The sequence below is a fragment of the Pseudomonas kitaguniensis genome, assembly GCF_009296165.1.
Lineage (GTDB): Bacteria > Pseudomonadota > Gammaproteobacteria > Pseudomonadales > Pseudomonadaceae > Aquipseudomonas > Aquipseudomonas kitaguniensis.
Window position 1 is genome coordinate 1 of the sequence record NZ_VUAZ01000143.1, and the last position, 13,664, is coordinate 13,664.

At 59.6% G+C, this 13,664-nt stretch carries 8 protein-coding genes, 2 tRNA genes and 1 pseudogene; 8 read left to right on the forward strand and 3 right to left on the reverse strand.

Translation table 11 applies throughout. From position 1 onward, the window contains the following. A partial coding sequence (locus F0169_RS22690) for a methyl-accepting chemotaxis protein (protein WP_152747673.1) occupies window positions 1-1,571 on the forward strand: 1,571 nt, incomplete at its 5' end. Window positions 1,572-1,646: 75 nt separating this feature from the next. On the opposite strand, the gene F0169_RS22695 is transcribed toward F0169_RS22690, so the two are convergent. Next, a tRNA-Leu gene (locus F0169_RS22695) sits at window positions 1,647-1,733 on the reverse strand. Window positions 1,734-1,885: 152 nt separating this feature from the next. Beyond that, a tRNA-Leu gene (locus F0169_RS22700) sits at window positions 1,886-1,972 on the reverse strand. A 224-nt stretch (window positions 1,973-2,196) separates the two neighbouring features. On the opposite strand from F0169_RS22700, the gene rnr reads away from it, so the two are divergent. The 7 genes and pseudogenes from rnr to dnaB all read left to right on the forward strand — a co-directional run bounded on the left by rnr (window position 2,197) and on the right by dnaB (window position 9,485). Beyond that, a complete protein-coding gene (gene rnr, locus F0169_RS22705) occupies window positions 2,197-4,833 on the forward strand; it encodes a ribonuclease R (protein ID WP_152747674.1) in 2,637 nt (878 codons plus the stop codon). Next, a complete protein-coding gene (gene rlmB / locus F0169_RS22710; RefSeq protein ID WP_172979524.1) occupies window positions 4,802-5,590 on the forward strand; it encodes a 23S rRNA (guanosine(2251)-2'-O)-methyltransferase RlmB in 789 nt (262 codons plus the stop codon). Before rnr ends, rlmB begins: the two co-directional genes overlap by 32 nt. 314 nt (window positions 5,591-5,904) lie before the next feature. Next, window positions 5,905-6,327 (forward strand): 30S ribosomal protein S6, encoded by a 423-nt coding sequence (rpsF, locus tag F0169_RS22715; RefSeq protein WP_003217491.1) that lies wholly within the window; start codon window positions 5,905-5,907, stop codon window positions 6,325-6,327. Between the two features lie 28 nt (window positions 6,328-6,355). Then, window positions 6,356-6,586 carry a 30S ribosomal protein S18 gene (gene rpsR, locus F0169_RS22720; RefSeq protein ID WP_002551829.1) on the forward strand — a complete coding sequence of 77 codons (231 nt, stop codon included), beginning with the start codon at window positions 6,356-6,358 and terminating at the stop codon, window positions 6,584-6,586. A 36-nt stretch (window positions 6,587-6,622) separates the two neighbouring features. Beyond that, window positions 6,623-7,515: pseudogene (locus F0169_RS22725) on the forward strand (YybS family protein). An 18-nt stretch (window positions 7,516-7,533) separates the two neighbouring features. Then, entirely contained in the window at window positions 7,534-7,980 is a 447-nt protein-coding gene (gene rplI / locus F0169_RS22730; protein ID WP_010563337.1) for a 50S ribosomal protein L9, read from the forward strand. Between the two features lie 110 nt (window positions 7,981-8,090). Next, window positions 8,091-9,485 (forward strand): replicative DNA helicase, encoded by a 1,395-nt coding sequence (gene dnaB / locus F0169_RS22735; RefSeq protein WP_058411329.1) that lies wholly within the window; start codon window positions 8,091-8,093, stop codon window positions 9,483-9,485. A 3-nt stretch (window positions 9,486-9,488) separates the two neighbouring features. On the opposite strand, the gene F0169_RS22740 is transcribed toward dnaB, so the two are convergent. Beyond that, window positions 9,489-13,487, reverse strand: coding sequence for an SET domain-containing protein (locus F0169_RS22740; protein ID WP_152747675.1), 3,999 nt, complete (start codon window positions 13,485-13,487; stop codon window positions 9,489-9,491). Window positions 13,488-13,664 lie beyond the last annotated feature (177 nt).

Sequence of the window (13,664 nt, forward strand, 5' to 3'; positions counted from 1 at the left end):
CGCGCGCCATGTGGGACAACGATGTGCCAACCTTGTCGGAGTTTGCCCGGCGGGCCCAGCGCAACCCTAACGTGTTGTTCGTGGTGTATGACGACGCCGCCGGGGAACACCTGACGCGTTACCTGAATCGCGACAACCCGATCAACCTGGCACTGCTGGAAAAAGGTCAAGGCGAGCGCGCGTTGGACAAAGTCTTGAGTGCCGCCAAGACCGATCCTGCGGTGTACTACGTCGAGTCGCCGATCAGCCCTAATGGCGTGGAAATCGGCAAAGTCATCATGGGCGTCTCAACGGCGTCGGTAGAGACCGACCTGGCGGCGCTGGACAAGCGGTTTGCCGCACTGATCGCCAGCAGTGACCAACTGGTGGGCGACAGCCTCAAGGGTGCGGCGGCGGACAGCGCAGCGGCAATGGGTGCTCGCTTGCAGTCGGCGCAAGCCACCGCCACTCAGATGACCGCCAACACCACCAGCACCGTACAGGACGCCGCCGGCACGCTGCGCTGGCGTATCGGCATGGGGCTCGCTCTGGTCGGCTTCGGCGTGCTGTTGCTGATCGCCATCGTATTGGGGCGCCGCGTGGTCAACCGCTTGAAGTTGTTGATTGCGGCCATGGATGACTTGGCAGCGGGTGAGGGCGACCTCACCAAGCGCGTGCAGATCAGCAGCAAGGATGAGATTGGCGACATGGCCTCTGCGGTCAATCGTTTTGTCGATAAGTTACAGCCCATCGTGCGCGAGGCGGGCGATGTGGCTCAGCGCACCGGCGTCGAAATCGGCGCCATGACCTTGCGCAACGCCGGCGCCGATGCGGCGGCCGGTTTGCAACGTGACGAGGTGGCCGAGAGCTTGCGCGCATTGTCGCAAATGGCCGATGAGGCGCAGGCCGAAAGCCACGCCATGCAGGCGGCGTTGCGCCAAGTGGTGGATATTCGCCAGGCCACCGATGAAAACTCGCGCACCTCGGCAGAGGTCGGCAGTTTGATCGAGGCCTTGGCGGGGCAGGTGCAGGCCGGCTCGCAGGTTATTGAGCGGCTGGCGCAGCAAAGTCAGCAGATCGAAGTGGTGCTGACGGTGATTCACGGCATCGCCGAGCAGACCAACCTGTTGGCGCTCAATGCGGCCATCGAAGCGGCACGTGCCGGCGAAACCGGGCGCGGCTTTGCGGTGGTGGCGGACGAGGTGCGTGCGCTGGCGAGCAAAACTCAAAGCTCCACGGGTGACATTCAGGCGCATATCGTGGCGTTGCAACAAGGCGCGCGTGAGGCGGTGGAAACCATCGGCAAGGCTGGCCGTCAGGCCAACGAAGGTTTGCTGGTGCTGCGTGACAGCGTGCGCTTGCAGCAGACGGTGCAGGCTTCGGTGGAGCAGGTGCACGCCGCGATTGGCTTGGCGACGCGCGCGGCTGAGCATCAGGCGCAGGGTGCGCATGCGGTGCGTGGTCGGGTGGAGGTGATTCATGCGCAGGCTGAGCGAGCAGCGCAAGCGGTGGTGGAAACCACGGCCAGCGGCAAAGTGCTGGATGGCTTGGCGGCGCAGTTGAAAGCGAGCCTGGGGCAGTTCCGCGCCTAGTGTTGTTGCGTTCTGGGGGGAGATTTTCAAACCCCAGACATGAAAAAACCCGCTTTCGCGGGTTTGATCTGAATGTGGTGCCCAGGAGAAGACTCGAACTTCCACGACCTTGCGATCACCAGCACCTGAAGCTGGCGTGTCTACCAATTTCACCACCTGGGCATTATCAGCAACGCTTGCGCTGTTGATGGGGCGAACTATACGGAGGGCTTTTTGATCTGTAAACCCCTGATTCAAAAATATAAATCAAGATTATTGTTAAAAATCAAAGGTCTGAAACGAAAAAACCCGCTTTCGCGGGTTTGATCTGAATGTGGTGCCCAGGAGAAGACTCGAACTTCCACGACCTTGCGATCACCAGCACCTGAAGCTGGCGTGTCTACCAATTTCACCACCTGGGCAGCATCAACAACGTTGCCGTCGTCGATGGCGCGCACTATACGCAGCGCAGTTTTCGCTGTAAACCCCTGCTATGAAAAAAGCCTGGAAAATTCCGCCAATGGTCGTGCATGCTGTTTTCCGAGGGTAGTAAAAGCCTTTAAAACGCTTGTTCCTACCTGAAATTTCCCGTTTCAATACGCGTATGCCAAACTAACCCGCATATATACAAGGTGAAAACTCTCTAATGGCCGATTGGCAGTCCCTCGATCCCGAGGCCGCTCGTGAAGCGGAAAAATACGAAAACCCTATTCCTAGCCGCGAACTGATCCTGGCGCACCTCGCCGATCGAGGTTCGCCTGCTAGCCGCGAGCAGTTGGTTGAAGAATTCGGTCTGACCACCGAAGACCAGCTCGAAGCCCTGCGCCGCCGTTTGCGTGCCATGGAGCGCGACGCTCAACTGATCTATACCCGTCGCGGCACCTACGCGCCGGTGGACAAGCTCGACCTGATCCTTGGTCGCATTGCCGGCCACCGTGATGGCTTTGGCTTCCTGATCCCGGACGACGGCAGCGACGACCTGTTCATGAGCCCCGCGCAAATGCGCCTGGTGTTCGATGGCGACCGTGCGTTGGCACGTGTTTCCGGCCTCGACCGTCGCGGTCGCCGTGAAGGCGTGATCGTTGAAGTGGTGTCGCGTGCCCACGAGTCCATCGTCGGCCGTTACTTCGAAGAAGGCGGTATCGGCTTTGTGGTGCCGGACAACCCGAAGGTCCAGCAAGAAGTGCTGATTACCCCGGGCCGTAATGGCGCCGCCAAGGTCGGCCAGTTCGTCGAGGTGAAAATCACCCACTGGCCCACTGCGCGCTTCCAGCCGCAGGGCGATATTGTGGAAGTGGTCGGCAACTACATGGCGCCGGGCATGGAAATCGACGTGGCGCTGCGCACCTACGATATTCCTCACGTCTGGCCCGAGGCGGTGCTGAAAGAAGCCGCCAAGCTCAAGCCGGAAGTTGAAGACAAAGACAAAGAAAAACGCATCGACCTGCGCGACCTGCCGTTCGTCACCATCGACGGCGAAGACGCTCGCGACTTCGACGATGCGGTTTATTGCGAAGCCAGGCCTGGCAAGCTGCGCCTGTTCTCCGGTGGCTGGAAGTTGTACGTCGCGATTGCCGACGTTTCCAGCTACGTGAAGATCGGCTCGGCGCTGGACAACGAAGCTCAGGTGCGCGGCAACTCCGTGTACTTCCCTGAGCGTGTGATCCCGATGTTGCCAGAGCAACTGTCCAACGGCCTGTGCTCCCTGAACCCGAAAGTCGACCGTTTGGCCATGGTGTGCGAGATGACCATCTCGAAAACCGGCGAAATGACCGATTACCAGTTCTACGAAGCGGTGATTCACTCCCAGGCGCGCCTGACCTACAACAAGGTCAGCACCATCCTGGAAACGCCGAAGACCAGCGAAGCCAAGGCCCTGCGCACTGAATACGCAGGCGTCGTGCCGCACCTCAAGCAGCTTTACGCTTTGTACAAAGTGTTGTTGGGCGCTCGTCATGTGCGTGGCGCGATTGATTTTGAAACTCAGGAAACCCGAATTGTCTTCGGTTCCGAGCGCAAGATCGCCGCCATCACCCCGACCACCCGCAACGATGCGCACAAGCTGATCGAGGAATGCATGCTGGCGGCCAACGTGGCCACCGCTGAATTCCTCAAAAAGCACGAAATTCCAGCGCTTTACCGGGTGCACGACGGCCCGCCGCCGGAGCGTCTGGAAAAACTCCGCGCGTTCCTCGGCGAGCTCGGCCTGTCCCTGCACAAAGGCAAGGACGGCCCGACGCCGAAGGATTACCAGGCACTGCTGGCCAGCATCAAGGACCGCCCGGATTACCACGTGATCCAGACCGTCATGCTGCGCTCCCTCAGCCAAGCGGTGTACAGCGCTGATAACCAGGGCCACTTCGGCCTGAATTACGAGGCGTACACCCACTTCACGTCGCCGATTCGCCGTTACCCCGACCTGCTCACGCACCGCGCGATCCGCAGCGTGATCCACTCCAAGCAGAACACCCCGCACGTCAAGCGCGCCGGTGCCATGACCATTCCGAAGGCGCGGATCTATCCGTACGACGAAGCGGCCCTGGAACAGCTGGGCGAGCAGTGCTCGATGAGCGAGCGCCGTGCCGACGAAGCCACGCGTGACGTGGTGAACTGGCTCAAGTGCGAGTTCATGAAGGACCGCGTAGGCGAGTCGTTCCCGGGTGTGATCACCGCCGTGACCGGCTTTGGCCTGTTCGTCGAGCTGACGGACATCTACGTCGAGGGCCTGGTGCACGTCACCGCCTTGCCGGGCGACTACTACCACTTCGACCCTGTGCATCACCGCTTGGCGGGCGAGCGCACCGGTCGCAGCTTCCGTTTGGGCGACACCGTGGAAGTGCAGGTCATGCGCGTCGATCTCGACGAGCGCAAGATCGATTTCGGTATGCCTGACAAACCCGCCGAAGCGCCGGGTAGCCGTAAAAAACGTGGCAGCGAACCGACCGCGCCAGCCAGCAAAGGCAAGAGCGCCCCTGCGAAAGCAGCCGCCGCCGAGCCTGCGCCAGCCAAGGCAGGCCGTCGTTCGTCTGCCAAGGACAAGGCTCCTGAAGCCTACCGCCCAAGCGATGCGGCGGCGAAAAACGCCGAGCTGCGCAAAAGCCGCGAGTTGAAGCAACAGTTGCTCAGCGAAGCCAAAAGCGGTGGTAAAGCGGCGTCTGGGGGAAAGTCCCAAGGCGCGGAAAAACCGTCTAGCAAGCCGAGTAAACACCGTAAAGGCCCGCCAAAAGCGGGTTCGGCCCCCGCTAAAAGCGGTGGGTCGCGCAAACCTAAGGCCAAGTCATGAGTCTGGAAAAATCTACGGCGTGCACGCCGTAGAAGCCCTGCTGCGTCACCACCCTAAACGCGTCAAGCAAGTGTGGTTGGCCGAAGGCCGCAGCGAGCCGCGCGTACAAGCGCTGGTCGAGTTGGCGAACCAAAATAAAGTCGCCATCGGCCAGGCCGAGCGCCGTGAAATGGACGTGTGGGTTGAAGGCGTTCACCAAGGCGTGGTGGCGGACGTGAGCCCGAGCCAGGTGTGGGGCGAAGCGATGCTCGACGAGCTGCTCGACCGTACCGAAGGCGCGCCGCTGTTGCTGGTGCTGGACGGCGTGACCGACCCGCACAACCTCGGCGCCTGCCTGCGTTCGGCAGATGCTGCCGGCGCATTGGCGGTAATCGTGCCCAAAGACAAGTCGGCTACCTTGACGCCGGTCGTGCGTAAAGTTGCCTGCGGCGCGGCGGAAGTGATTCCGTTGGTGGCGGTGACCAACCTGGCGCGCACCCTGGAGAAGCTCCAGCAGCGCGGCCTGTGGGTGGTGGGTACGGCGGGCGAGGCGGAGGTCAGTATCTATGACCAGGACCTCACCGGCCCGACCATTCTGATCATGGGCGCTGAAGGCAAGGGCATGCGTCGCCTGACCCGCGAGCATTGCGACTACCTGGTGAACCTGCCGATGGCCGGCAGCGTCAGCAGCCTGAACGTCTCGGTTGCCACCGGCGTGTGCCTGTTTGAAGCCCAGCGCCAGCGCGGCGTCAAGGCCAAAGCCAAAGCCAAGAAATAAGGCTTGAGAGCGACGCAAGACCCTGTGGGAGCCGGGCTTGCCCGCGATGACGGTGTGTCAGTCAGCAGAGATGTTGCCTGTGCCCTTGTCATCGCAGGCAAGCCAGCTCCCACATTTGCTTTGTGTTTGCCTTGATTGTGCGTTGTTCAAATAATCACCAATCACCTTGCGCCGTTTCTCCCCCTTCTCTACAATTGCGCCCCTTGCCTCCCCGGCAGGCATTTACGTGCCTCCCTGTGGCAAGGTCCATAAGTGTCATTCACTCCTTGTCTGACCGTTTTTGAGCGGCAGGCTACAACCCGTAAGGAGCATTCATGCGTCATTACGAAATCATCTTTTTGGTCCACCCGGATCAAAGCGAGCAAGTCGGCGGCATGGTAGAGCGTTACACCAAGCTGATCGAAGAAGACGGCGGCAAAATCCACCGTCTGGAAGATTGGGGCCGTCGTCAACTGGCCTACGCAATCAACAATGTTCACAAGGCTCACTACGTGATGCTGAACGTTGAATGCACTGGCAAGGCTTTGGCCGAGCTGGAAGACAACTTCCGCTACAACGATGCAGTGATCCGTAACCTGGTCATCCGCCGCGAAGAAGCCGTTACCGGCCAATCCGAGATGCTCAAGGCTGAAGAAAACCGCAGTGAGCGCCGTGAGCGTCGCGACCGTCCTGAGCACGAAGGCGCCGAAAGCGCTGATAGTGATGACAGCGACAACAGCGATAACGCTGACGAGTAATCCACGGACCTTTTAAGGAGCCTATCAAATGGCACGTTTCTTCCGTCGTCGTAAATTCTGCCGCTTCACCGCTGAAGACGTGAAAGAGATCGATTACAAAGATCTCAACACTCTGAAAGCCTACGTATCCGAGACCGGCAAAATCGTTCCAAGCCGTATCACCGGTACTAAAGCACGTTATCAGCGTCAGCTGGCCACCGCTATCAAGCGCGCCCGCTTCCTGGCCCTGCTGGCCTACACCGACAGCCACGGCCGCTGAGACCGGGCAGTCGACACGTAGTAAGGGATTGAATGCATGCGCGCCTTAGCTGAGTTCATCATGCGCGGTCGCGTGCAGGCCACTCTGGTAGTGGCTGGATGTGCGGCATTGCCGTTGCTTTATTGGTTGGGTGCTGCCGCAGGTTGCCTTGTGCTCCTGCGGCGCGGTTTGAAGGACGCCCTTGGCGTTCTTGCCCTGGGATTGTTGCCGGCCTTGATCTGGTGGCTGCAATTTGGTGATCCACGCGTACTTCTGGTACTGCTGGGGTCATCAAGCCTTGCGTTGGTTTTACGCGCAAGTGAGTCCTGGGTCCGCACGCTGCTGGTCAGCGTGGCATTGGGGTTGGTGTATTCAGTGATGCTTGGCGCGGCTTTCCACCCGCAAATCGAGGCGCTGGCGCAGGAGATCATCAAGATCCTGCCGCAGGCTCTCGGGGATCTCTACCAGCAATTGTCGGTAGATGAGCGAGCGCGGTTTGCGTCACTGATTGCACCGGTTCTGACCGGCCTGATAGCGGCGTTGTTGCAGATCGTCAGCGTGCTGAGCCTGATTCTTGGGCGTTATTGGCAGGCGTTGTTGTACAACCCGGGTGGTTTTGGTCGCGAGTTTCGCAGTATCAGAATTCCCGCGGGGCTGGCGATGTTGCTGCTGGCGTGCATGGTTGTCGGGCCGAACTTCGGCCCACAGATGGCCTTGCTGGCGCCGATTTGCAGTGTACCGCTGGTGTTTGCCGGGCTGGCCCTGATTCATGGGCTGGTTGCGCGAAAGCGCTGGCCAGGTTTTGGCTGGTGGGGTTGTACGTAACGCTGTTGCTGTTCATGCAGCTGATCTATCCGTTACTCGTGGTCTTGGCCATTGTCGACAGCCTGATTGATTTTCGCGGTCGTCTCGCGTCGAAAGACGCCGATAACGCGAACGGTGAAGGTTAAAAGTTAGAGGATTTTCACATGCAACTGATCCTTCTGGAAAAAGTCGCCAACCTGGGCAACCTGGGCGACAAAGTGAACGTTAAGGCCGGCTACGGTCGTAACTACCTGCTGCCATACGGCAAAGCAACCGCTGCAACCGCTGCCAACCTGGCTGCGTTTGAAGAGCGTCGTGCCGAGCTGGAAAAAGCAGCAGCAGACAAAAAAGCTTCGGCCGAAACTCGCGCTGCCCAACTGGCTGAGCTGGAAGTGACTATCACTGCCACCGCCGGTGACGAAGGCAAGCTGTTCGGTTCGATCGGCACCCACGACATCGCTGATGCACTGACCGCCTCCGGCGTTGAAGTTGCGAAAAGCGAAGTTCGTCTGCCGAACGGCACCATCCGCAACGTAGGCGAATTCGACGTAGCCGTGCACCTGCACGCCGAAGTTGAAGCCACCGTACGCGTTGTAGTGGTAGCAGCTTAAGTCGCACCTAACTGACTGGCACCTCGTGTGCCAGGCGGTTAACATCGGGCACGATCCTGTTTACAGGTCGTGCCTTTTGTTTTTCTACACTCCCCTAATTCCAAGTGGCCATGAACGATATTTCAGCTCCTGAGCAATACGATCTGCAAACCGCTGCCCTGAAGGTGCCGCCGCATTCCATCGAGGCCGAACAAGCCGTGCTCGGTGGTTTGATGCTGGACAACAACGCCTGGGAACGCGTGCTGGATCAAGTCTCGGACGGTGACTTCTATCGCCATGACCACCGCCTGATTTTCCGCGCCATCGCCAAGCTGGCCGACTTGAACTCGCCGATTGACGTCGTGACCCTGGCCGAGCAATTGGACAAGGAAGGTCAGACCTCGCAAGTCGGTGGTCTCGGTTACCTTGGCGAACTGGCGAAAAACACCCCGTCGGTCGCCAACATCAAAGCGTATGCGCAGATCGTGCGTGCGCGGGCGACGTTGCGCCAGTTGATCGGCATCGCCACTGAAATCGCCGACAGCGCTTTCAACCCGGAAGGGCGCACGGCTGAAGAAATCCTCGATGAAGCCGAGCGGCAGATCTTTCAAATCGCCGAAGCGCGCCCTAAAACCGGCGGCCCGGTCAGCGTCAACGACTTGCTGACCAAGGCCATCGACCGCATCGATACCCTGTTCAACACCGACAACGCGATTACCGGCTTGTCGACCGGTTACACCGACCTTGATGGCATGACCAGCGGCCTGCAGCCGTCCGACTTGATCATTGTGGCGGGTCGTCCGTCGATGGGTAAAACCACCTTCGCCATGAACCTGGTGGAAAACGCCGTACTGCGCAGCGAAAAAGCCGTACTGGTTTATTCGCTCGAGATGCCAGGTGAATCGCTGATCATGCGGATGCTCTCGTCGCTCGGTCGTATCGACCAGACCAAAGTGCGTGCCGGTCGCCTGGAAGACGACGATTGGCCGCGCCTGACCTCGGCGGTCAACCTGCTCAACGACCGCAAGCTGTTTATCGATGACACCGCGGGTATCAGCCCTTCGGAAATGCGCGCGCGTACCCGTCGCCTGGTGCGTGAACACGGCGATGTTGGCCTGATCATGATCGACTACCTGCAATTGATGCAGATCCCAGGCTCCGGCGGCGACAACCGTACCAACGAGATTTCCGAGATCTCGCGGTCGTTGAAAGCGCTCGCCAAGGAATTCAACTGCCCTGTTGTGGCGCTGTCTCAGCTCAACCGCTCCCTGGAGCAACGGCCGAACAAACGCCCGATCAACTCCGACTTGCGTGAATCCGGAGCGATCGAGCAGGATGCCGACGTCATCATGTTCGTGTACCGCGACGAGGTGTATCACCCGGAAACCGAGCACAAGGGCATCGCCGAGATCATCATCGGCAAGCAGCGTAACGGCCCGATCGGTACGACGCGCCTGGCATTTATCGGCAAATACACCCGTTTCGAAAACCTTGCGCCGGGCAGTTACAACTTCGATGACGAATAGGTTTCAGTGCAGTGGTCCAAACAACGCGCTGATCGTGGCCTCGTTGTATTGGTAGTTCCAGCGCAGTTCGGTGCCGGCGGCAATGTCCTCACTGGCAAAAAACGCCGACAGCGCCAGCGGCATCCGAGATTCCTCGCCGACTTGGGTTTCTACCTCAAACCGCGCAGCTTCAACGTTGTACCCCGTTGAGGCTTGTCTGACCGGCTGCCCGTCTTCGTATTCGAAAATCGTGTTTATCCTGGACAGCACATTGTCCCCCGAAAGAGATGGCGGATAGTGGCCAGGCCTTGGGGGCATTCGCTGGATGTCCAGCAGATAAGGGTCCTTTCGAAAACCTGCTACGGAGTTGGGGATCAACTCTCCGCCATAAACACCGAGCGCTTCACCTTTTTTTATCGGTTTTCTGGTGATCACGGTGGCTTGGCCGATCAGCGCTGACTCCTCGGGGAATTTTTGATGGGCCGGGCTGAATGGGGTGACTTCAAGTTTGTCCTCATAGAGTCGCGCCACATGTTCGTAGCCTTCCCACTGAATGTAAGGTTTCACCAGGTCACTGCTGAAGGTTTCATTGGTGGTGAGGGATTTGCTGCGGGTCTGCAGGCTCTTGATGCGCATCGGGCGCCCCTGCTGATCGCGCAACGGATACCGGCCATTGTTGGCGCGATCAAAAATGCGTCTATAGTTCTGGCTGAATTGATAGCTTCGCTGGGCGCGCATATGCCTGAGTTCCTGCGCAGTAAACATCGCGGCCACCGTGCCCTCATCGGCTGAGTCATAGTCGCTGGAGGACTGTGCCGACTCAAACACATCACTCGACTCCATTTGGACCAGCAGCGGCACCTGCGACGATTGCATGCCGCCTGGCAGCGCGCCTTTGGTTGGGTCGATTTCCCAGCGTCCTGCCGCCGTTCTACGCAGGTAGGGCCTATAGGGCCTGAAGGGGCTGCGTGCGTCGATCAACTGCCACCCCAAGGCACCGAGTTTGATTTGGTAGTATTTCCCGTTGTCCTTTACGTAGTGCCGAGAGCTGCCATCAGGCAACGCAGGCGCTTGATAGATGGCGTCTTCAAGCCGTGTCAGTCCGGTTGGGGTGCTCGCTTGGGCTAACAACGGGTCCAGTGGTTGCCCGGCCGCGGTCGAGTGTGTGCTCGTCAAGACCTTGGCCCGAACGGCGGGAGGGCTGGCCGTGTGCGACAAGCTGGTTTGTTGAATGGCGTGTTTAAGCGAGTCGGCGCCTGACTGCTCAAGCAGTGCAGCGCGTTCGGGGTCGGAAAGCGTTTGCTCCAGGGTGCCAGGCAGATCGTCGAGTGAATCCGAGGGTTGCCCCTCGGCATCCAGGCACGTGTACAGCTCGCCCTGACGCAACAGCGTATGGTGAACACGTGCATCTGCGGGGCCGATGCTGCCGAGAAGCTCGCCTTCACGGCTGCCATCGTACACGTCGATCTTGTGCGAACTCGGCCAGCCGGGCAGTCGTTCGATGGTGTGCAGCGCCAGTGGCACGCTTTCCCGATCGCTCATCGAATCGAGGAAAACCCCCGACCAGGCCCGCGATTCCCGGGCCGCCGCGGCGTATTGCTCGGCCTCCCAGCGCGGCAATGGCGCCAAGCGGTTATCCAACTGCAGGCTTTGCTGCTCGGCTGGGGACAGGCAGGCTTCCATTTCCTCGAGATGGCTTTTAGAAAGCTGCGGCATAAGCGCGCGAATTCTGATTTCGGTGGGCGTGATGGCTTTTTCGCCGGGCGCAGTGAGCAGGCTAAGCAGTCGCTGTTTTTGTTGTTGCGCCTGGTTTTCCAAACGCATGGCGACATTTTCGACTTTGGTGAAGTAGTCGGGATACCAGTCGAGCAGCAGTTTGTTGAATTCAGTCTGAGGTATCCGTTCTTCGAGGGCGTGCAACAGCTCACCCTTTCTGAATCGCGCTTCACTGATCCTGATTTCAACGGTGCCCGTACCGTAGCTCATCACCACGTTTCGTTGCTCGCCGATAATCTTCAATACATGGTTGGCGGGCCATTCGGGGAGCGAGGTGAGCAGGTGGAACTGAATCAGCGGCGAGTGGGCGGTTACCGAAGTGCCTTCGGCGCGCTCCAGGTTAAAGTCATTGATTTCTTGCTCCAGGTTGAAGTGCTTGAGCGTGTCACGCAACAGCGGCGGAGGGCGCAGCCTATGCTGGTGGACTTCGCGCAGGCCGGCCCGGTCGACGCCACCGAGCAGCAAGATCGGTTCCACCTTCGTTTGGGTGACAGTGGCCGCGTCCGGCCCCAGACGCTTGATCAGTTTAAGCGCGTCCCAGTCCCCAGGTGCTTCATGTGTTTGGCGCCAACTGCCGACGCCATTACTCAGGAGTGGCGGGCAATAAGCGTCTTGCACGCTTGGGTGTGACAGCTCCCATTGCGTGCCATCGGGGGCGCGTTGCACTGCATGCGGGTGATCATCGAGCTTCAGGTAATGCTGTTGCCCCTGCTTGTACAAGCCCTGGCTGTCGGCAACCCAGTGGCTGGGCAATGGGGCGGGATGGCGGTAAGGCGCAAGGTCGGGGTTCCATAAACGCCAGCCTTTGCCGCGCACCCGAACTTTCACCAGCCTGGCGCCGAAGCCGACTGTGCGGATGGCGCCGGCAGTGGCCACTGCCTGAGCGGCGGTGTCCAACACGTCGAGCAAGTCATTGAGTGCTTCATCGCTGTCGCCGCGACTCCATGCCGCCAAACCTTCATACACGGTGTTGAGCACCTGAGCTGCGGTGACCACCAATAGCACCTCGCCGACTATCGGAATAAATGAAGCGGCGAAAAACAGCGCTGACTTGCCCAGGTCGAGATACGCCTGCAGGCGTTTCTGCCGGCTCATCAGGTCCGCCTCCGCTGTGGGCACGGCCACACTGCGCGCGTCATTCTTGATCTGAGTAATTCGCTGGCGCGCAATCGCCTGGAACAGGTCTGTCTTGATCGCGGTCAGGCTAACCTCTGCGTCCAGCCTGGCGGGGTAAGTTTTACGGTTGGTTATCAGCTCGGGCGCGCCTACCACAGCCGGGGTCGCGCTTAGCAGGTTGCCTTGATGTTGCAGCGGTACAAGGTGCTTGAAGAAGGCCTGGTAATCGGCCGTTAGCAGGCGCTCTGCGAGCTTTTGCTGGAGCTCATCCATGCTGGCGTGCTGACGAAATGGGCTGCTTGGGTCCTCGGGCGTGTAGAGCATCAGCGGGATGCCGATGCTGGCTGCGTTAATCACCAGTACGTTGGGCAGCACCACGTTATTCAGCGTCAGGTGGCTGCAGGTTATTTCAAGGTGGGCGCCCGAGCGCTGCAGGCTGTGCAACTGTAAATGTTGCCGGGGCGTCAGTTGCTGACGCATACAGGCACTGTGCAGCGCGACGCCAAAGGCATGCTGCGCCTGCGCCCTGAACATTCCAAGCACGTGCGCGGCAGTACGCCCGTTGGCGTTAGCCTTTGCGGGTTCGAGTACGTTACCGATGTGTTTCAGGTAGTGGCTGCCGAGGTCCAGCGCGCGACAGGTGCGGGCGAATGAGGTCGCAAGGATGGTGCATGGCACCTCGCCTGCTGTGGTGACATTGATAATGGCCGTGCCGGTTTCCATGCCGTCGAGCTCTGCTTCCGACGCTTCGAAGTTCTGCAGGGCGGCTTCCAGTAACGTCTGGCGGGTGGTTTTGGCGTGGCTCTTGATCAGGCCCAGCAAGTGAGAATTTTTCCATTCGCGCGACAAAATCGCGTTTTCATCCTCGATAAAGCCAAAGAACCACGCTTTAAGTGTCGCGCGCAGCAACGGGCGCGCAAACGTCTCGGGGCTTTGCAGTTCGTCGAGCAGCGCCTTGAGGTCGTGCCTGGATTGATTGCTGCTGATCAGGCTGCTGCGAAAATCCGCGCGCAATGGCGCGGGGGCCTGGCTCAGCCAGACCGGCAACTGGTCGTTGATAAAGGCTTGGTGGGCCGCCAGCGGCGAAGCTGGCGGCGCGCAGTCGGTCGGTTCAGGTGTGTATGTGGTCATTGATCGGGCCATGCGGTGTCAGGGTTAATCGCCCCAGCCTACGCAGGCTGTTTTCGGTAAAGTATTAGCGCAATAGCCCCGCGCGGCGGCAGCGACAGGTATGCCAGACCACCTGTCGAACGCTCGGCGTTAAAGCCGACCATTACCGTCGGAATTGGTCAAAATTTGTGCTATATT